Genomic DNA, 17,871 nt, shown 5'->3' on the forward strand with positions numbered 1-17,871 from the left:
ATAGACGTTCATGGTTGAGTATTAAACTGCGAAGGGGAAAAACCAAATCCGATAACCATCAAAATACATAAGGAAAAAAACAATGTTCAGATTCGTCATTATTCTGTTTTCAGCGGTATTTCTATCCGCGTGTGTGTCTGTCGCGAAGGTGTCAGATTTTCCGACATCAAACAGTGACATTGATTTTGCCACGCTGTCTGAAAAATCCTTTGACGAGGACTCTGTCGGATTTTATACGACGGAATTTGAAGATTTTGTGCGCGTATCCCCTGTCTCTGAAGAGGCCCTTTACCAGGCGATAGAGGAGTCACTGAGAGAGGTTGGCTATACCGTGAAGCAGTCAAACCGGGAAAAAGGCGTAGTTATCGGCAAGAACGCCAGTGTTGGCATGACTGAATATGCGTCAGTCACCGGTGTTTATGTGAAACCGCAGCAGGGAGCGTTTCAGGTCTATGTCCGCACCAAGCTCACTCACTCCATCACACCCGGCTGGGCAAGCAAGTACGATGTTGCCAAGGCGGTGACAGGAAAACTCTGTGAAAACCTGGAAACCTGTGATCAGTAAAGGCTGATCGGGCACGTCTTTACTCATCCTTATGCTGTTTCGGCATGGTTCGGCCTGGTCGCAGATTGGGTTGAACCGGATGATGAGAAGGCCCCTTAGGATAGGATCGTTTTTATATGGCCCTCTGGTGGGGCAGCGTCCTATCAATCTGAAGCAGGCTTGATGCTATTTGAAGGCGTTGAGATGTGGCGGCTAATACCTATTGTTCGATCTGCGTTGATTCCTCAGGATAAATAGACGTTTTTTCTCAAAGTTTTTAACGAACATGCACACTCATTGTCACGAACGGTTCAACATCGTGAACACTGCCTACCAGGCAATGAGTGTTGTCGTGGTCGTCGTGGTCTCCCTGGTCATTCCTTAGGGTAGGCAACGTATGGCCGGCCCTTCTGGAGGGGCCGGCAGATTGTATCAAACATCTCTCCAGTCCCCGCCTCAAGGTCCGGCTCCAACCAATAGATGGAGTCATCAATGCTGCGAAAAGACCTGATAGCCCTTGGTTTTATGACCTTTGCCCTTTTCCTGGGGGCGGGCAATATCATTTATCCCCCCATTCTGGGACAGCAAGCGGGTTCCGAGCTGCTGCTCGCGGCAGTCGGCTTTCTATTAACTGCTGTAGGACTCCCCCTTTTAGCCTTGGTCTCCATGGCTTTGACAGGCGGTTCCCGAGAAATGACCGAACTCCTTCCCAGACGCTGGAGCCGGGCATTCTGGTTTATCCTGTTTATTGCTTTTGGTCCGGCACTGGTCATTCCAAGAGTGGCTGTGGTGGCGTATGAGATGGGGATGGCGCCTTTTCTGGAAGCTCCTCAGGCCGGGCAACTGGCTGTATATAGCGCTGTATTCTTTGCTTTGGCATTGCTGTTGGCGTTAAAGCCCGGCGCCATGATCAATGCCGTGGGTCGCTGGGTGACCCCTGCCCTTATTTTATTGCTCTGTGCCATTGCCTGGGGAACCCTGTCCCAGCCGCAGGATCTGATTCATGCAACGACCATGGCCGCACCATTGTCAGAGGGCCTGGTTCAGGGCTATATGACGATGGATTGTATTGCCGCTCTTGGTTTTGGCGCCGTTATTGGTCAGGCGATTCGCCAGCTGGGTATTACCGAGCCTAAAGCCATGGCTCGCTATACGATCTATGCAGCGATAATTGCGGCGGCAGGCCTGAGCCTGGTTTATCTCATGTTGATGTATCTTGGGGCGACCAGTACCAGCATTGCGCCCAATGCGACGAATGGCGGGCAAATTCTGGCCTTATATGTCGCGGCACTGTTTGGTCTGCCTGGAAAGTTGTTGCTGGCACTGACGATCTCCTTGGCCTGCCTGACCACCGCGGTAGGTGTAGGTTCTGCGTGCGCCCATTACTTCAGCCGTGAATTCAAACTGAACTACGCTGTAGCGCTGGCCGGCGTTATGCTGGCCTCTGCCGTTACCGCCAATGTTGGACTGACCCAACTGATCGCCATTTCCGCACCCGCTGTTGTCGCGCTTTATCCACTGGCTGTTGCGCTGGTTATTCTGGCGCTGGTGCGCCACAAACTCCCCAACGCCTTACAAGCCTACAGAATCATTTTCCCGATTGTTGCGCTGTTCGCCCTGTTGGATGGCGCCAAGGCGGCAGGGTTGCTGGCTGACGCATCAATACAGGCGCTTGAGCACTGGTTACCCCTGTTTTCACAGGGCATGGGCTGGCTGATTCCCTTTATGGTGACGTTGGCTTTTGTCTGGTTATCAGGTTATGGAAAACGTTTAACCCAGGTTGCCTGACTGTTTCAGGATGACGACAGATTACCTGAGAACCTCCCAATACCGGGAGGTTTTTTTATGGGTTTCTTAAAAGAGAATTCGTTATGAACCCTAATACTCAGGATTGAGTTTTTTCGTTGAAACTGCGCCATCTGTGTAACAGTTTTTTCGCCGTAACGCCTGATATCAGTAGAGTTATTGCTATTTAATGTAATAAAAGCCATACGGATAGTGAATTTTTAATCCTGCCCGAATCCTTAAAATGGGTTTCACACGCTGACCAGACGGATATCGCCCCGGGCCAGCAATAACAACAGCCAATGAAACCAATCCACAACGGGTGTGAAACCATGAAAAAAGTGATTATTGCCGCTGCGGTCGTCTCTGCCACCAGCATGGGCAGTATCGGTTCAGCGATGGCCAGTGACTGGTTTATCGGTGTTGAAGCTGGCAAGGCGAGGAATGAAGTCACGGTAGAAAAAAATACCTATGGCAAGGCCTCAGACAAGGTCAAGCATACAGACCTTGGTCTGCGAGTCGGCAAATATCTCAATGAGAATGTTCGCACCTACGCCACTATCACGTCCGGTAAGAACAGCTGGGGACATGGTGCAGACAAGATCGAAATGAAAGACCAGAACCTGCTGTTATCCGCTGACTACCTGTTCGGTGACGGCAACCTGAAACCATTTGTTGGGGCGACTGTCGGCACCAACCGCACCAAAATTGATACGGCTGTCGGTAACGAAACCGAAAGATCCTTTGCGTATGGCGCCCAGGCCGGCGTGGTTTACGCCTTGGGGCAGGTCGACCTTGAAGCGGGCTACCGTTACCTCAAGCACAACAGTACGTTCAAATTCAGCCAGGGAGCGCCCGGAATGAAGCTCAAGAACAAGGATACCCAAAAGGTTTACCTGTCCGCTGCCTACCGCTTCTGAACAACTGGCGGGGCGCATTAATTCGTGAGTTAAGGGCCTCGCTGTCACCTTTTGGTTCAATCGCTTGCAAAGGATCGTCACATGAATAACAAGAATGTCAGAACCCTCAAGCAAACCCTGTGTTCCGCCTTTCTGGCAATAGGGATGGTCGCCAGTGCCTCAGCGGCATTGATTCAGCACACCGACCAGATGGCCGAAGTCCGTTTTTCCGGTACCGCCTATGAGTTGGGTCAGCATGTCGCAACCGTAGCGGGTGATCAGATTCGCGAGGCTATGGATGATTATGCCGGGACACTGGATACGATGTTACCCGGCCTGCATGTCATGGCACTGGCTAAGGGGATGGAAGGTAACCGTGTTTATCCGCGATTGAAGGAGGTTTCGCCTGATGGTGCCGCTTATATTCAGGGCATGGCGGATACCCTGAACCTGCCGGAAAGCTTGTTGTTATCCGTGGCGATGTCCGATGAAGCGATTTTGGAATCCCAGGCCAACGGCGGTATGGGGTTTCTGCAGGCCAGCAAGCCCGATACCCATGATCCGGCGGCACCCGCGAAATGCACCACCTTTGGTTATTCCGATGGCCAGGGTTACGGCTGGGGAATGGCAAACTTTGACTATATGGGCATCAATTACAGTAATTTGATTGTGCTCAACTATACCGATGAAAACGGTGACCGACGCATTATCCAGACCTGGGCTGGCCTGATTCCATACGGTGGTGTGACAGCGGGTGGTCAGCCCCTGTTGATGAATACCCTGGCTGATCAGGGGACGATTCGTCAGGACAAGGGCGAAGCGATTATCAGTGAACAATCGACGCCATCCTTTTATCTCAGCTGGGATGCGTATGGTGCAAAAAACGCCGGTGAATTACAGACGCTGTTTAACCAGCACAATCACTATACGGCCTATTTCTCTTACACGCTGATCGATGCGCAGGGCAATGTCAGCAATATTGAGAATGCTTATGGCGATAAGGTGAACATGTCCGGTGCCGGCTGGCAGGCGCATGCCAATCACAGTATCTATGGCGATGCGTGGCAGACCCTTGGGCCTGATTTTGCTGCGCATACACTTGAGCGTCAGCAGGCCACAGAAGCCTTTATGGAGAACCATGCCGATAGCGCCAGCAAAACGCAGGTGCAGGATTTTGCTGGCCAAAAGCCGCTGTGGAAAGGACGCGGGAAGATGATGGGAACAGTGACAGCCACCTACTTCAGCGTGAAAGGCAAGCAGGTCGATATGTATATCCAGACCGACGCCGTTGGCGGTGGACAACACGAAGTGCATATCCGCAATTATGATCAGCCTGTATCATCTGCTGCTACACCTGTGACGCTCTCCCATTGACCGGAAAATGCTTGTATCTCGCAGTATGGTAGGTTGGTTTTCCTACGGAACCTACGAGATACAAGCGATTTATATGCCCGGTGGTCGAAGCAATAATCAGGATTCCAGGTAAGCCTCTGACAGCGTCGCGAGGTTTTTTTTCCTCAATCTTTGCGGGGGAAGACAATCCGACAAAGCGTGCTCCAGCCAGTGTATAAATGCCTGTTCCAACGCTTCCGGCACCCGGTGCAGCTGCAGTAACAGGTAACGGTGTCCCGATAATACAAATCCAAAGGGCGCAATCAGGTGCCCGCGTGCCAGATCATCCGCAACCAGAGGGTAGGATCCGATCGCCGCCCCCAGACCATCGATCGCGCCTTGAATACAGAAATAAAAATGGGCAAAGGTTTGCTGGGTATTCTTTGAAAGTGACATGCCATCAACACAGGATTGCCAATGCGCCCAGGCGTGCGGCCTTGTCTGGCTATGGAGCAGTTTGAGGCTGTTGAGGTCATTTTTTACCTGACGCCAATAATCCGGTGAGACGACAGGGCCGACCCACTCATCCACCAGTGGTGTCTGTTGGTACTCAGGGGATACCGAAAAATCATCACGACGAATGGCCAGGGACAGGCCGTTATCGCCCAGTGTGACAGGACCGCCGGCAGTCGACAGCCTGATATCGGCTCCGGGGTGATTGTCATAGAAATCCGACAGGCGTGGCATCAGCCAGCGCATGGTTAATGTGGGCTCACACGAGACTTCCAGGCAGGTTTTCTTAGTCTGGGCCAGTTTATCCACACCGGTTGTGAGCGCCTGAAACGCCTGTGTCGTATAGCCTCTGAGCTGTTCACCGGCCGGTGTTAACGCCACATTCCGTCCTTGACGGTAAAACAAAGGCTGCGACAGATACGCTTCCAGCACTTTGATCTGCTTACTCACCGCCCCATGGGTAATACATAGCTTTTCTGCCGCTTCACTGTAGCTGGATGAGGCTGCTGCGACATGGAAGATATGAAAGGCTTTCAAGTGCCTCATCTGTGAATTTTTCTCACATACTGCTGGAGATTGTTTCGATTATAGCCAGCGTTAGAACACATACAATAGGCCCAGCATTCACACCACAGATGACAATGGAATCTCCAATGGATTTGATCAGCATGGCCCTCCTTGGCGTATTAATCGTTATTAGTCCGGGGGCTGACTTTGTACTGGTTTTGAAGAACAGCCTTAACAGGGGAAGACAAGCGGGGATTCTGACAGCCGTAGGCATTAGTCTGGCTATCTGTGTGCACATCGGGTATTCGATGCTGGGTATCAGCTACTTAATCTCACAAAATGAATGGCTGTATCGCCTGGTGCGATATGCCGGCTCTGCCTATTTGATTTACCTGGGCATAAAAAGTGTTTTGTTTTCCAATCCCTCCCTTGACGCTGAAGCCGCGTCTGAAAAAGCGATAAAAGGTTATCAATATCTGGCGGAGGGCTTTTTGTGCAATGTCCTGAACCCGAAGACCATGCTGTTTTTCTTGAGTATCTTCAGTCAGGTGATTTCTCCTGACGCCAGTAGCCATCAGCTGACAGTACTGTATGGGATATACATGGTGTTACTCCATGGTTTGTGGTTTTGTGCCGTCGCCATGCTGTTTACATCGGATTTTCTTCAGGCACGCTTGCGCAGCGTGAGAACCGTTTTAAACAAAGTCTGCGGAACAGGTCTGGTCGCCTTTGGAACACTCCTTGCTATCAAAGCGTAAGGAGGATGGAGTTAACGGCATGCAAAAAGGCGAGATTGGGTGTTAACAGGCTCTCAAGAGTATTGGGATTGTTATGCCAACTCAGCGAAAAAACCATGGAAAAGCGATGTTTTTATGAGACAGTATGGCCAATGTCTGTGTCGTAAAAGTGGTAGATACATCCCGTGCTGTTTAACACCCGCAATTGCCTGTTTCTTCTTCTGCTCCTGCTTTGGGGCAGACAGGTGTGGGCGGGGTTTGATTTTGTCAGCCACGATGTCCCACCTATCGAAATCGCCACGACAACAGCCGATACCTTCAGCTATACATTCACCGTCACCTTTGACCCGAAGTGTACCTCTGGCTGTACCGGCTCTCAGGATTATCGGCTGGGATTTTCGCCCCGATCAATCGGTTCGGGTTCAGGCAATGCACCGGCTATTTCCGCCGGTGACCTTGGCAGTGTTATGGCAAACCGTGCGACATTCACCACAACCGGAGACAGCGAGGATAGCTCGAAAAAACAGTTTTCGCTCGGTGGCTGGTCATCCACGATTTCACCCTTTTCCTCGTCAACACGTGTGACAGCCACGTATACCGTGACATTGAAAAAGAATGGCTTACTGAACATTCTGACGGGTGGTGGCGATGCACTGGTGTTTTACCTGGTCGGGGAAGATGTGGATTCTGCCCGCTACTATGATTCCCGTGAAATCAGTATTCCGCTGAGCCGGGCGAATGAGGTCAAGATCTCGGGCCTTGAGGACGTCGTGCTTAACAGTGCGGATCTCTCGGGCAACAACCTGGATGCTGATATTGGTGTTTGTGTCTTCAGTACCACGGCGGAAGTCAGGCTCGATTTTGATGGGGCCAATGTTCCCGGGCAGGATTACCAGTTGAGCAGAACCAGTGGGTGCAACCAGTCGGGCCAGTGTGTGCCGTACCGGATCCGGGTCTGGACGCTCAATGAGGGCTGGCTAACGTATCGCCGAAAAGGACACCGTCAGGCCAAATGGACAGCCAGTACGAATGTGCAGTGTAACGGAACGGATAATATGACCATTCGGGTTCGCCTGAAAAAGAATGATGTTAATAATGCTGGAACAGGGGTTTACCAGGATACGATGACGGTAATTGTTTCTGCGGCCTGACTTTGTGAATATCCTGAATTGTCCGCGACAAGAATGACTTGATGGCGTGGAAAAAATCTAACGGGTTAGGGGATGCATTTCGCATTATTACTCGGTTAATCAGCCATATTTAGTCTATAGTTTGGCTCGACTGGTTGTGCAAGAATCAAGAAAGTGAAGGAATCCAATATGCATTATGATTCACGACTTGATGATATTGAACGGCGGTTAACTGTAGTGGAAACCTATCAGCGTAATTCGGCAGAACCGTTGAATGATACTGTGGAATATCAACGGGAAACCATGCAACGGCTGGAGCGTAATTATGGGCACATTGTACATATCCTTGAGCGGCAGAGTGCCACACTGGCTAACCATGATGATCAACTGGCCAGCCTGAACAGTGATGTCTGCATTCTGAAAGCTGATGTGGATGCCATGAAAACCAATGTTTCAACCTTGGAAAAACGGGTGGAACAGGGGTTTACCGGTGTGAAAGCGGATATTGCAACGCTAAACAGTGATATTACCGGCATTAAGACTGATATTGCGGTATTAAATAATGATATTACGGACATCAAAGCAATGCTGGTTAAGCATTTGAAATAATCGGGTTTAATTCTCTGCTGTTCATGATCTGATCCATGCTTTCTCGGATCCACTCAATACGGATCGCTGGCGGCTATTGATGCCAGCGATCAATCGGTTTAACCAGGTCTTCACACTCACTTGTTTTTCAGGTCGCTGTTAGTTGCCTGAATGGTTTCTACTATCTCTCTGATAATGCTGGGTAAGAAACGTATCTGTTGGGCGGAACCCAGATAGGTGACGGGTAATGTGGTATTAACCGGTTTGATTTCAAACATACGGCGATTGTTTATCGTCTTCCAGGCGAGTTTGAATTTCAGATTGCTGGAATGGTTATTGATCATTGGAATGACATCCTGTTTTTTGTAGAAAGACTGTGATTTAAAAAGATCTGTGTTACAGGTAATCGCGTTGTCTGTGATTACTCTGCAGAAAAAGGCTCATGCAGATTGCGTGTTAGGCCAAGGTTTTCTGTTTCTGCTATATAGTTGAGTGATCACAGGGTGTAGGAAAACGCGACGCCCACCCCACCGTTCTCAAAGTTGGCTGGCATGATGGCCAGGTTGGGATCGTCATAGGTGCTGGTGACCAGGTAGGAAACCCCATAGGCCAACGCAGCACCGCCTGCGACATCGGTCGCCCAGTGTTTGTTGGCATGTACCCGTGAATGACCCACCACGCTGGCGGCAATATACGCTGGCAGTCCGTATTTCATACCATACCGGTGATGAAGATAGGCAGCGCCACTGAAGGCGCTGGCCGTATGTCCACTGGGAAAGCTTTGGTAATTCGACTTATTGGGGCGTCGAACATTTGTAATTCGCTTGGTCGCGTGGGTAATCCCCTGGGTGATCACCCAGCCTTTGAGCATTTGTTGCATGCCTTCAGTGTCATCTTTGTAGAAAGAGACCGCCAGTGCGGCCAGAGGAACAGCAAACTGGCCGACATCCCCGACGGTTTCATAGTTAGCCTGTACTGGTGAAGCGATTGCAGTGGCAACTAAGGCTGCGGCGATCAGTGGCTGCTTCATGAGTGTGACCCCTTGGGTTTGGTTTTTGTAATTAGGTTTGATATCGAATCATTTAAGAGTGCGGTGACTTTATAAGGTTTGATGTTAAACCTCAATTGTTTATATGTAAGGAATAACCGTATATGTTGATTAAAATATAAGTTTATGTATTTAGGTTCTACGTCGAACTATGTTGCCCGTTTTCTAACGGGAAGCTAGAATCGGGGCACGATCAGGAAAGGTGTTACCGAATGAAAGCTTACGAGACGACGGCAGGAAGGAGCTGGATAGCCATGCACGTTCTCCAGAATCACGTGCAGGCAGAGCTGCAAAAGCGAAACAGTAGTATTAACATCGAACAGCTCTTACTGCTGATGGAGCTGGACTGGGAAGATGGCTTGCGTCCCACGGTGCTGGCGGAGCGGATGCTGCGCAGCAAGGGAACCCTTTCCAGCCTTATCCGTCATGCGGAGCGAGGTGAACTGATTGCTTCAGCCGCAGATCCTTCTAACCGGAATGCTAAGCGGATCTTCCTGACCCAGAAAGGCAAGCGGCTTCACGATGAATTGGCTCCCGTGGTTACCTCTGTACTTCAGGCGTCTGTTGGCCATTTATCCCGGGAGCATCAGAAGATTGTTGAAGACGCAATGGATGGCATTATCAGGAAATTTCATCCGGGATGGTTTGACCAGTAACCTGTGCTTCTGACATCTGCGCTACATTGCGTTCCGGGCTTTGTAGCCAGAAAGTCTGGCCTCGACAGTCGTTATATTTCGCTAATCAATCCTCCCCGCATCTTTTCGTTTTTTCATTACCCTCTTTGCTTCTTGATCCAGGTAATAGCAACCGTTCTCCTGCGGATAAAGGGTTCCTGATGCAGAATGGTTAACGGATCGTATTTGAGTGCAAGGCCGTTTTATTCCGTGACTCTGTCATTTTTTTATTACGGATAGTGAATTTTCTGGCATCTGATAATCCTTAGAATACGCCGAAAAGGTCCGTTGGAAACCGTAGCAGGCAGAGAGATTTTGCCTGAAAGGTAACGGGTTTGACCGGAGTCAGGTTGAGTGTATGGACGTTCAGCGGCCAGAATCACTCCCTGAGTGGCAATGGCGGCCTCCTCGTCCTGATAACTGCCGTTTATGCCACGGGACTGCAATGGCCTGGCTCCTGGTCACCTTCCACCTTTTTGTCGGTAGTGGTTGTTCCTTCATTGTTATGCGCATGGGATTGGGCGGTTGTTAGCTGTCCGGCAGGTTGTGGAATTAAGATATAGCGGATATGGCATCACATAATAAAACCTTCCTTCATTTTCAGGGTATTCCTGTCGCTCTGGTTTCATGGCTGTTATTACCCAGTGCCGGATTATTGTTATTAACAACAGGAAATGAGTCGCTGTTTCTGTATCTAAATGATGGTCTCAACCGTCTCATTGGTCCTTCGTTCTGGGCTTTTATTACGAATTTTGGTGATGGTTTTTTTCTGTTTCCGCTAGCGATGCTGCTGGCATGGAAAAGGCCGGACAGACAATTAGATATTCTTCTAGCCGGGATTCTGGCTGCCATTTGTCTGAAAATAACCAAAGGTTTGATCGCTGCAGATCGGCCGGTCGCGTTGCTGGGGCAATCGATAACCAATGTCACAGGGCCGGTACTGAAACGCCATAGTCTACCTTCCGGTCATTCGGGTACCGTGTTTCTGTTTGCGGGATTGAGCATGATCTGGCTACGGAATAATACGGTGCTGATCGTTGTGATGCTGGCAGGGCTGGTCGCCTTGTCGCGCATCGCCGTTGGTGCGCACTGGCCGGCAGATATCCTGTTGGGGGCGTGGATTGGGTTAGTCTGTACGGCACTGGGGGTTACGTTCCGTCGATCTCTCCGGTGTGGTGGACTTCAGTATCGACTGGCTTACATGCTCCCTGGACTGGTGACCGCAGTGGTGCTGCCGCACTATAACAACGGATTTCGTGACTTTGGTGGCGTGCTGTTGTGCCAGTATATGCTCGCAATCATCGCCCTGTTGGTCGTGATCGGTGAAATTGCCGCTATTTACCGACGTGGTGATCAGTGTCATAGCGTCGAAGAGGGTTATGCCGGATAACGTGTCATTAGTCCCCTGAAAACCGTCTTCTCGAGGTAATGCACCATGAAGATTCAACCGCTCAAGGCCTTCGTGATGACGGCTGAAATGGGCTCTATTTCTGAAGCGGCGCGTAAGATGGCGCGTCCCCGTCCTCAGGTCAGTAACTGGATCAGTGACCTGGAGGCTGACTGGGGCGTAGATCTGTTTGACCGCTCCAGCCATAAGCCGGAGTTGACCGAAGAAGGCCGACAGCTTCTGGACTATAGCCGTACCATCCTGCGAAATCTGGACAACCTGGATTCCAAGGTGAAAAATCTGCACCGGCAAAACAGCCTGCTAAGGATCGGGTTTGAGCGGTGTATTGCCCCGCTGCAAATCCAGCGATTACTGGAAGCATTGATGGTTCGTTATCCATCATTGTCGCTGAATGTGCTGTCCGAATCGTCCTGTCACATTCAGCGGGAACTGCAGGCAGGGCGGCTGGATATCGGCTTCTGTAACAACTATTACGTAGCGTCTCAGGATGTCCGCATGCGCCATGCGTTCGACAGCCGCTATATCGGTTGCTGTGCACCGGATTACCCACTGAATAATATTGAGGAACTGACTGCTAATGACGTCAGCCCCTACCGGCAGATCGACCTGTTTCTCCGGGAGGAAGACCTGCCGGACACGACCCGCTTCAGCGCCGATATTATGCAGGTCGACAGCTATCAGACGCTGCTTCCATTGATAGTGGGTGGCTATGGCTGGGGTATCTGTCCGATGAGCTTTGCCCGGCCTTATCTGAATGAAGGTAAGCTGGCGATCCTCAATCACCCGGAGGCCGTCGGTAGTCTGCCTATTTATGCCATGCATATGGATGCCTTGGCCTGTGAACCGTTTGCCGAGTGGGTGATTGAAGAAGGGGGCCACTATCTCGCTGGCATCGACTGATTGGCAATCATCATCCCATGGCTTCCAGTGATTCAGGCAAGACTTGACCACCATCAACCACTAATGTCTGGCCGGTAATAAAGCCGGCTTCTCGAGAGGCGAGGAAAAGTGCCGCGTAGGCAATATCATCCGTTGATCCCAACTTTTGCATCGGAATGGATGCTTTCATTGTGGCCATGTACTCTTCTGCCAACTCAGTCATACCTTCCGTGGCAATATTGCCTGGAAGAATGGCGTTGATTGTTATCCCGGTTGATGCCAGTTCAATGGCTGCCGTACGCATAAACCCGAGCATGGCGGCTTTGCTGGCACCGTAGTGTGACCAGCCGGGATAACCGGTAATCGGACCGGTGATCGATGATGTCAGGATGATGCGTCCCTGGTCGGATTTTTCCAGCGGTGGCAGGGCGCTTTTTACCGCATGAAACATGCCTTTGACGTTAACGTCCATTACCGTGTCCCAGTCTTTGGCAGTCATTTTTTTCAGTCGGGTATTGGGGAATATGCCAGCATTGCAGCAGAGGATATCGAGCCCTCCAAACCGCTGAACAGCCTGATCAACCGCGGCTTGTACCGCTTGAGCATCGGTCACATCGGTACAACAGTAATCAGCGGTACCTCCGCCTGCCCGAATACTGGATACGGCTTCGCTCAACAGAGCCTCATTACGGGCAGCGAGCAAGACCTTGCACCCCTTTTCGGCAAATACGTTGGCAACCCCTTTGCCGATGCCTTTGCTTGCGCCAGTAATAAGAACACTACGACCAGAGAGTGGTGCCAGCATGCCTGCAACCTGTTGATAACTGTTTGTGAAAAACTGAAATAAAGCAGGTTTTTGAATGACCGCCAGAATGATTTTGTTGCGATCGGTGAGGAACGGATAAGCAAACGGTATTTTTTATCGTCAGTGTTATTAGCTGTTTGCTTTTGTTTATGCATGTTGTTTAATGAAAGTGCAGTTCTATACTCAGTGGCATTTGCTGTATTCAGGCTGAGGGATCAGGCACATCGTGGTATACGTTGTGACGTTGATGTAGTGGTAATGCCGTATTCGCCTTTAGGGGATGAAACAAAGTGTGTAGTAACTGGTCGCTGGTAACCGGTGTGCTGTATGGACCGAACGCGGGCTGGCTGGTCGATGTCTTAACCCTTGATAGTTGAAGTGCTGTAACGGTCGGTGACCGCATCAGCCGTCATTGCCTCTCTGCAACCCAATGTATCGGGTATGGCACATTTGTGTCTTAACCCCACGATTCCTTCCCTGTCTGAATCAGCCCTATAGCCCTGAGCGGTGCTGGATTGTGTCACAGGAGTGTCCGTCCAGTACCAGGCACCATAACAACAAGAATGCCGTAGTCACTGCAGCTTGTTTGTCCGGCGCATCAGGGTCTGGTGTGTGTGCAAACGAGTCGGTGGCGGAACCGATTAGTCAGAGGAATCTAAGGGAATGAGGTTGCGCACACATAAGCTGTTCCTGCTTCTGGCTGGCCTGATGTCGACCGTGACAGCGAGGGCTGACTGGACTGTAAACATGACGGAAGGGGTGACCAGTCTCAGTCGCTCCATCTACAGCCTCCATATGACCATCTTCTGGATCTGTGTGGTCATCGGCGTGCTGGTTTTCGCGGTCATGTTCTGGTCGGTCATTTTCCATCGCAAATCCCGCGGGGCCAAGCCAGCTGAATTTCATGAAAGTACGGTGGTCGAGATTCTCTGGACCAGTGTGCCCTTCGCCATACTGGTCGCCATGGCCATACCGGCTACAAAGACGCTCATCGAAGTGTATGACGCGGATGACGCCGAGGTGGACATCAAGATCACTGGTTATCAGTGGAAATGGCAATACGAATATCTGGACGATGATGTCGGTTTCTTCAGTAACCTGAAAACCGGTAAGGAACAGATTTATAACGTCAGAACCAAAGATCCGGAATACCTGCTGGAAGTGGATGAGCCCATGGTGGTGCCGGTGGGACGGAAGATCCGTTTCCTGGTCACGGCCGCGGATGTTATCCACGCCTGGTGGGTACCGGCGCTGGCGGTGAAGAAAGATGCGATTCCCGGCTTTATCAATGAAGCCTGGACCAAGATAGATGAGCCCGGCATCTACCGCGGACAGTGCGCTGAACTCTGCGGTAAGGATCATGGCTTCATGCCGATCGTGGTCGATGCAAGATCAGAAGCGGATTACCAGGCCTGGCTGGATGAAAAGAAAGCCGAAGCCCAGAAAATCCGTGAGCTGACCAGCAAGGACTGGACCCTTGAGGAGCTTGTGGCCCGGGGGGAAGGTGTCTATACCAAGGTATGCGCCGCCTGTCACCAGCCTAACGGAAAAGGCATGCCGCCGATGTTCCCGGCACTGGATGGCTCGGATATGGCCACCAACCCGGCGCGGATGCTTGATCATGTGGACATTGTCGTGAATGGCAAGAAAGGCACGGCGATGCAGGCGTTTGGCGGTCAGTTGAGCGAAGCAGACCTCGCTGCGGTCATCACCTATGAACGGAATGCCTGGGGCAACAAGACCGGCGAGATGGTCACACCCAAGGCGATTCTGGATTACAAGCAGACCGGCAAGCTGCCGGAAGTACAGGCCGGTAAGGCACCGGAAGGAGGCAGCATATGAGCGCTGTGATTGACGATCATCAGGATCATCATCATGGTCCTGCCAAGGGCTTGATGCGGTGGGTTCTGACCACGAACCATAAAGACATCGGCTCCATGTACCTGTGGTTCAGCTTCGCCATGTTCCTGTTTGGCGGTTCCATGGCGATGGTGATCCGGGCGGAACTGTTCCAGCCGGGTATGCACATTGTTGAACCGGGCTTTTTCAACCAGATGACCACTATGCATGGTCTGGTGATGGTCTTTGGTGCAGTCATGCCGGCCTTTGTCGGTCTGGCAAACTGGATGATTCCGTTGATGATTGGTGCGCCGGACATGGCTCTGCCACGGATGAATAACTGGAGTTTCTGGATTCTGCCCTTTGCCTTCGCCTTGATGGCCAGCACGCTGTTTATGGAAGGCGGTGGTCCGAACTTTGGTTGGACGTTTTATGCGCCGCTGTCGACGACGTATGGGCCACCTTCAACCACATTCTTTATTCTCGCTGTTCATATGATGGGGATCTCTTCCATCATGGGCGCGATCAATGTCATCGCCACGATTCTGAATCTGCGGGCTCCAGGTATGACGTTGATGAAGATGCCGTTGTTTGTCTGGACCTGGTTGATTACCGCTTACCTGTTGATTGCCGTTATGCCGGTATTGGCTGGTGTGGTCACCATGATGCTGATGGATATCCATTTCGGCACCAGCTTCTTCAATGCCGGCGGTGGTGGTGATCCAGTGTTATTCCAGCATGTGTTCTGGTTCTTCGGGCATCCCGAGGTCTATATCATGATCCTGCCAGCGTTCGGGATTGTGTCTGCCATCATTCCCGCCTTTGCCCGTAAGCAGCTGTTTGGCTACACCTCCATGGTGTATGCGGTGGCCAGTATTGCGTTCCTGTCATTCATTGTCTGGGCGCACCATATGTTTACGGTGGGGCTGCCACTGACCGGTGAACTCTTCTTCATGTATGCGACCATGCTGATCGCCGTACCAACCGGGGTGAAGGTGTTCAACTGGGTAGCAACCATGTTCAAGGGATCCATGACCTTTGAAACACCGATGCTGTTTGCGACGGCCTTTGTTGTGCTGTTTACCATCGGCGGCTTCTCCGGTCTGATGCTCGCCATTGCACCGGCAGACTTCCAGTATCACGACACCTACTTTGTGGTGGCTCATTTCCACTATGTACTGGTTCCCGGCGCGATCTTTGGCATCTTTGCCGGTGTGTATTACTGGCTGCCGAAATGGACGGGCCACATGTACGACGAAACGCTGGGCAAGACGCACTTCTGGATGTCTTTTATTGGCATGAACCTGACGTTCTTCCCCATGCATTTCCTGGGGCTGGCGGGGATGCCGAGGCGCATACCGGACTACAATCTCCAGTTTGCTGATTTCAATATGATCGCAAGCGTGGGCGGTTTCCTCTTTGGTACCACCCAGCTGCTGTTCCTGTTCATCGTGCTCAAATGTGTACGCAGTGGGAAGAAAGCACCGGCCAACCCCTGGGAAGGCGCACATGGGCTGGAGTGGACAGTACCGTCACCGGCGCCTTACCACACGTTCAGTACACCACCGGATGTGAAATAGGTTTAATGCAGCGAGGTAAAGGGAATGGTGTTACAGGGGGCACAAAAGACCGTTATCAAGGCAACGCTGACAGCGGTTGCGATGTTTGGTTTTGGTTTTGCGATGGTGCCCCTCTATGACGTGTTCTGCAAGGTGACCGGGCTGAACGGGAAGACCAGCGATACACCCTATGAATACAGGGCTGAAGCCGCCCGGGTCGATACGTCCCGGACAGTGACCATTCAGTTTGTCAGCACCAATAATGCCAATATGAGCTGGGCTTTCAGTCCGAGTGTGAGGAAGGTGTCTGTTCATCCCGGTGAGGTGGCGGAGCTGAGCTTCAATGTCCGTAACCCGAGCGGCCAGCGTATGATCGGGCAGGCTATTCCCAGCGTAACGCCCTTTGATGGCACCGATTTCTTGCATAAAACAGAATGTTTCTGTTTTACCACTCAGCCGCTGGAAGCGTTTGAAGAGAAAAATATGCCGCTGAAAATCATTATTGATCCCGCATTACCACGGCATATCAAGAAATTAACCCTGTCATATACGCTGTTTGATGTGACAGACATGTATGCAGCAGCGAGCACGCCATGACGTCTCGCAGGCTAACATTGCAGTAATACAGACACTAATTTGCAAGGGACAGCCGGGCTGTAGTCCTAACCGATCACGCCGCTGCCACTGCCGGGAGCGACGTAAGGAAAGGGGATAACAGATGGCAGCAGAAGGTAATTACTATGTGCCGGCCCAGAGCAAGTGGCCGATAGTCGCAACAATCGGCCTGTTCCTGACGATGGTCGGCATGGGCATGATGATGAATGACATGTCCGCCGGCGTTAAAGATTCCTCGGCGCATTTTGTCTTCCTGGCAGGTTCGTTGATACTGGCTTATATGTTGTTTGGCTGGTTCGGCAATGTTATCCAGGAATCCCGCGCAGGGCTTTACAGTGACCAGATGGACCGGAGTTTCCGCTGGGGCATGGGCTGGTTTATTTTCTCGGAAATCATGTTCTTTGCCGCTTTCTTTGGCGCCCTTTTCTACGTTCGTAACTACGCCGTGCCCTGGTTAGGGGGAGATGGGGATAAAGGCCTTTCCAGTATGCTGTGGCCTGATTTTGTTTCTCAATGGCCATTGATGAGCAATCCGGACAATGAAACCTTCATGGGACCCGCGGAAGTCATACCGGCAGCAGGATTACCCTTGATCAACACGATTCTGCTGATCACCTCCAGTTTCACCGCAACCTTTGCGCATCATGCCCTTCGAAAGGATGCGCGGAAGAAAACCAAGATCTGGTTAGGTTTAACCCTGGTACTGGGTTTTTCGTTTTTGGTGTTGCAGGCCATGGAGTATATTCATGCCTATGAGGAGCTGGGGCTGACCCTGGCTTCAGGCATCTATGGTTCAACCTTTTTCATGCTGACCGGCTTTCATGGTGCCCACGTAACGCTGGGAGCCATCATGCTCACTGTCATGCTCGTCAGAATCATGAAAGGTCATTTCACGCCGGATAACCATTTTGGTTTTGAGGCCGCCTGCTGGTATTGGCACTTTGTGGATGTGGTCTGGATTGGGTTGTTTATCTTCGTATATATCTTTTAGTTTTTAACCGGACGTCAT

The 17,871-nt window shown here is 51.2% G+C and carries 18 protein-coding genes; 14 read left to right on the plus strand and 4 right to left on the minus strand.

The window, feature by feature from the left end; translation table 11 throughout:
- Positions 1-82: 82 nt before the first annotated feature.
- From KHS78_RS18450 to KHS78_RS18465, 4 genes are all read left to right on the plus strand, one after another.
- Positions 83-565 carry a hypothetical protein gene (locus KHS78_RS18450; protein ID WP_211830136.1) on the plus strand — a complete coding sequence of 161 codons (483 nt, stop codon included), beginning with the start codon at positions 83-85 and terminating at the stop codon, positions 563-565.
- A 471-nt stretch (positions 566-1,036) separates the two neighbouring features.
- Positions 1,037-2,332, plus strand: a complete 1,296-nt coding sequence (gene brnQ / locus KHS78_RS18455; RefSeq protein ID WP_211830138.1) for a branched-chain amino acid transport system II carrier protein — start codon at positions 1,037-1,039, stop codon at positions 2,330-2,332.
- A 329-nt stretch (positions 2,333-2,661) separates the two neighbouring features.
- Positions 2,662-3,249 carry an outer membrane beta-barrel protein gene (locus tag KHS78_RS18460; protein ID WP_211830140.1) on the plus strand — a complete coding sequence of 196 codons (588 nt, stop codon included), beginning with the start codon at positions 2,662-2,664 and terminating at the stop codon, positions 3,247-3,249.
- An 81-nt stretch (positions 3,250-3,330) separates the two neighbouring features.
- Positions 3,331-4,602, plus strand: a complete 1,272-nt coding sequence (locus tag KHS78_RS18465) for a C45 family autoproteolytic acyltransferase/hydrolase (protein ID WP_211830142.1) — start codon at positions 3,331-3,333, stop codon at positions 4,600-4,602.
- Between the two features lie 96 nt (positions 4,603-4,698).
- On the opposite strand, the gene KHS78_RS18470 is transcribed toward KHS78_RS18465, so the two are convergent.
- Positions 4,699-5,619 (minus strand): LysR family transcriptional regulator, encoded by a 921-nt coding sequence (locus tag KHS78_RS18470; RefSeq protein WP_211830143.1) that lies wholly within the window; start codon positions 5,617-5,619, stop codon positions 4,699-4,701.
- A gap of 2 nt (positions 5,620-5,621) precedes the next feature.
- On the opposite strand from KHS78_RS18470, the gene KHS78_RS18475 reads away from it, so the two are divergent.
- The 3 genes from KHS78_RS18475 (at position 5,622) to KHS78_RS18485 (ending at position 8,056) form a co-directional block, all read left to right on the plus strand.
- On the plus strand, positions 5,622-6,338 hold the full coding sequence (locus KHS78_RS18475; protein WP_343216939.1) for a LysE family translocator: 717 nt from the start codon (positions 5,622-5,624) through the stop codon (positions 6,336-6,338).
- 164 nt (positions 6,339-6,502) lie between these two features.
- Entirely contained in the window at positions 6,503-7,468 is a 966-nt protein-coding gene (locus tag KHS78_RS18480; RefSeq protein WP_211830144.1) for a hypothetical protein, read from the plus strand.
- A gap of 168 nt (positions 7,469-7,636) precedes the next feature.
- Positions 7,637-8,056, plus strand: coding sequence for a hypothetical protein (locus KHS78_RS18485; protein WP_211830145.1), 420 nt, complete (start codon positions 7,637-7,639; stop codon positions 8,054-8,056).
- Positions 8,057-8,172: 116 nt separating this feature from the next.
- Here the strand turns inward: KHS78_RS18485 and KHS78_RS18490 are convergent, their stop codons facing one another.
- On the minus strand, positions 8,173-8,379 hold the full coding sequence (locus KHS78_RS18490; RefSeq protein WP_211830146.1) for a hypothetical protein: 207 nt from the start codon (positions 8,377-8,379) through the stop codon (positions 8,173-8,175).
- A gap of 152 nt (positions 8,380-8,531) precedes the next feature.
- A complete protein-coding gene (locus KHS78_RS18495) occupies positions 8,532-9,065 on the minus strand; it encodes a phosphatase PAP2 family protein (RefSeq protein WP_211830147.1) in 534 nt (177 codons plus the stop codon).
- A 230-nt stretch (positions 9,066-9,295) separates the two neighbouring features.
- Between KHS78_RS18495 and KHS78_RS18500 the strand changes: the two genes are divergently transcribed.
- The 3 genes from KHS78_RS18500 to KHS78_RS18510 all read left to right on the plus strand — a co-directional run bounded on the left by KHS78_RS18500 (position 9,296) and on the right by KHS78_RS18510 (position 12,065).
- The gene (locus tag KHS78_RS18500; RefSeq protein ID WP_211830149.1) at positions 9,296-9,739 is read left to right on the plus strand and encodes a MarR family winged helix-turn-helix transcriptional regulator; all 444 of its coding nucleotides are present in this window, start codon (positions 9,296-9,298) and stop codon (positions 9,737-9,739) included.
- 586 nt (positions 9,740-10,325) lie between these two features.
- Complete coding sequence (locus KHS78_RS18505) at positions 10,326-11,147, plus strand: phosphatase PAP2 family protein (RefSeq protein WP_211830150.1); 822 nt, start codon at positions 10,326-10,328, stop codon at positions 11,145-11,147.
- 45 nt (positions 11,148-11,192) lie between these two features.
- Positions 11,193-12,065, plus strand: a complete 873-nt coding sequence (locus KHS78_RS18510) for a LysR family transcriptional regulator (protein ID WP_211830151.1) — start codon at positions 11,193-11,195, stop codon at positions 12,063-12,065.
- A 10-nt stretch (positions 12,066-12,075) separates the two neighbouring features.
- On the opposite strand, the gene fabG is transcribed toward KHS78_RS18510, so the two are convergent.
- The gene (fabG, locus tag KHS78_RS18515) at positions 12,076-12,849 is read right to left on the minus strand and encodes a 3-oxoacyl-ACP reductase FabG (protein ID WP_211830152.1); all 774 of its coding nucleotides are present in this window, start codon (positions 12,847-12,849) and stop codon (positions 12,076-12,078) included.
- A 663-nt stretch (positions 12,850-13,512) separates the two neighbouring features.
- On the opposite strand from fabG, the gene coxB reads away from it, so the two are divergent.
- From coxB to KHS78_RS18535, 4 genes are all read left to right on the plus strand, one after another.
- On the plus strand, positions 13,513-14,691 hold the full coding sequence (coxB, locus tag KHS78_RS18520; protein ID WP_211830153.1) for a cytochrome c oxidase subunit II: 1,179 nt from the start codon (positions 13,513-13,515) through the stop codon (positions 14,689-14,691).
- On the plus strand, positions 14,688-16,268 hold the full coding sequence (gene ctaD / locus KHS78_RS18525) for a cytochrome c oxidase subunit I (RefSeq protein WP_211830154.1): 1,581 nt from the start codon (positions 14,688-14,690) through the stop codon (positions 16,266-16,268). The genes coxB and ctaD overlap by 4 nt, the downstream gene beginning before the upstream one ends.
- 24 nt (positions 16,269-16,292) lie before the next feature.
- Entirely contained in the window at positions 16,293-16,844 is a 552-nt protein-coding gene (locus KHS78_RS18530; RefSeq protein ID WP_211830155.1) for a cytochrome c oxidase assembly protein, read from the plus strand.
- 121 nt (positions 16,845-16,965) lie between these two features.
- A complete protein-coding gene (locus KHS78_RS18535; protein ID WP_211830156.1) occupies positions 16,966-17,853 on the plus strand; it encodes a cytochrome c oxidase subunit 3 in 888 nt (295 codons plus the stop codon).
- Positions 17,854-17,871 lie beyond the last annotated feature (18 nt).

The organism is Kistimonas asteriae (assembly GCF_018263925.1).
Classification (GTDB): domain Bacteria; phylum Pseudomonadota; class Gammaproteobacteria; order Pseudomonadales; family Endozoicomonadaceae; genus Kistimonas; species Kistimonas asteriae.

What these genes read in the sequence shown, in the direction of transcription:
- KHS78_RS18450 (WP_211830136.1), top strand. Translation starts at nt 83, where the DNA reads ATGTTCAGATTCGTCATTATTCTGTTTTCAGCGGTATTTCTATCCGCG.
- brnQ (WP_211830138.1), top strand. Translation starts at nt 1,037, where the DNA reads ATGCTGCGAAAAGACCTGATAGCCCTTGGTTTTATGACCTTTGCCCTT.
- KHS78_RS18460 (WP_211830140.1), top strand. Translation starts at nt 2,662, where the DNA reads ATGAAAAAAGTGATTATTGCCGCTGCGGTCGTCTCTGCCACCAGCATG.
- KHS78_RS18465 (WP_211830142.1), top strand. Translation starts at nt 3,331, where the DNA reads ATGAATAACAAGAATGTCAGAACCCTCAAGCAAACCCTGTGTTCCGCC.
- KHS78_RS18470 (WP_211830143.1), bottom strand. Translation starts at nt 5,619, where the DNA reads ATGAGGCACTTGAAAGCCTTTCATATCTTCCATGTCGCAGCAGCCTCA.
- KHS78_RS18485 (WP_211830145.1), top strand. Translation starts at nt 7,637, where the DNA reads ATGCATTATGATTCACGACTTGATGATATTGAACGGCGGTTAACTGTA.
- KHS78_RS18490 (WP_211830146.1), bottom strand. Translation starts at nt 8,379, where the DNA reads ATGATCAATAACCATTCCAGCAATCTGAAATTCAAACTCGCCTGGAAG.
- KHS78_RS18495 (WP_211830147.1), bottom strand. Translation starts at nt 9,065, where the DNA reads ATGAAGCAGCCACTGATCGCCGCAGCCTTAGTTGCCACTGCAATCGCT.
- KHS78_RS18500 (WP_211830149.1), top strand. Translation starts at nt 9,296, where the DNA reads ATGAAAGCTTACGAGACGACGGCAGGAAGGAGCTGGATAGCCATGCAC.
- KHS78_RS18505 (WP_211830150.1), top strand. Translation starts at nt 10,326, where the DNA reads ATGGCATCACATAATAAAACCTTCCTTCATTTTCAGGGTATTCCTGTC.
- KHS78_RS18510 (WP_211830151.1), top strand. Translation starts at nt 11,193, where the DNA reads ATGAAGATTCAACCGCTCAAGGCCTTCGTGATGACGGCTGAAATGGGC.
- fabG (WP_211830152.1), bottom strand. Translation starts at nt 12,849, where the DNA reads ATGCTGGCACCACTCTCTGGTCGTAGTGTTCTTATTACTGGCGCAAGC.
- coxB (WP_211830153.1), top strand. Translation starts at nt 13,513, where the DNA reads ATGAGGTTGCGCACACATAAGCTGTTCCTGCTTCTGGCTGGCCTGATG.
- ctaD (WP_211830154.1), top strand. Translation starts at nt 14,688, where the DNA reads ATGAGCGCTGTGATTGACGATCATCAGGATCATCATCATGGTCCTGCC.
- KHS78_RS18530 (WP_211830155.1), top strand. Translation starts at nt 16,293, where the DNA reads ATGGTGTTACAGGGGGCACAAAAGACCGTTATCAAGGCAACGCTGACA.
- KHS78_RS18535 (WP_211830156.1), top strand. Translation starts at nt 16,966, where the DNA reads ATGGCAGCAGAAGGTAATTACTATGTGCCGGCCCAGAGCAAGTGGCCG.